This is a genomic window from Sphaerotilus sp. FB-3 (genome assembly GCF_023706025.1).
GTDB lineage: Bacteria > Pseudomonadota > Gammaproteobacteria > Burkholderiales > Burkholderiaceae_C > Sphaerotilus > Sphaerotilus sulfidivorans.
This window is the reverse complement of sequence record NZ_BQWE01000065.1, coordinates 1-672: the sequence shown is the minus strand read 5'-3', so window position 1 is coordinate 672 and position 672 is coordinate 1. Positions and strand designations below refer to the sequence as shown.

The 672-nt window shown below is 65.2% G+C and carries 1 pseudogene; it reads left to right on the top strand.

The window, feature by feature from the left end:
* A pseudogene (locus NFT33_RS19045) lies at positions 1–672 on the top strand (IS5 family transposase); the annotation flags it as partial.

The following is a 672-nucleotide window of genomic DNA, read 5'->3' as shown; positions in this document are numbered from 1 at the left end:
TCAGATCGCCCCGCTGCTGCCACGCCAGCGGGGCAATGTGCGACTGGACAATTTCGAGGTGGTCAACGCCATCCTGTACGTGGCGGCCAACGGCTGCAAATGGCGGGCCCTGCCCAGTCACTACGGTCCATGGCACAGCGTCTACACGCGCATGAACCGCTGGGCCAAGGCCGGTGTGCTCGACACGGTGTTCACGCACTTGCAGAAGCAGCGCCTGATGCAGGTACGCATCGAGGCGGTGAGTCTGGATTCGACCATCATGAAGGTGCATCCGGATGGGACAGGTGCGCAAAAAAAGCCGGGCCCCAGTCGATCGGCAAGAGCCGGGGCGGGTGGACCACCAAGCTTCATCTGGTTGCCGCGAGTGCCTGCGACGTTGTGACGTGGAGTCTGACGCCGGGGCAGGCAGCCGACGGACCCGAGGGGCGCCGGCTGATCGAGGCGATGGGCGGACCGCAAGAGGCCGGTGAGGTGCTGCTGCTGATGGACAGCGCCTATGAGGGGGATGCCACGCGCGAACTTGCCGAGCAGCTCGGTTTCGTTGCGGTGGTGCCGCCCAACCCGCAGCGCAAGCAGCCGCGGACGCTGGACAAGCAGAGTTATCGGCGTCGCAACGAGGTTGAGCGGCTGTTTCGCAGACTCAAGGCCTGGCGTCGTGTGTTCACCCGCTAC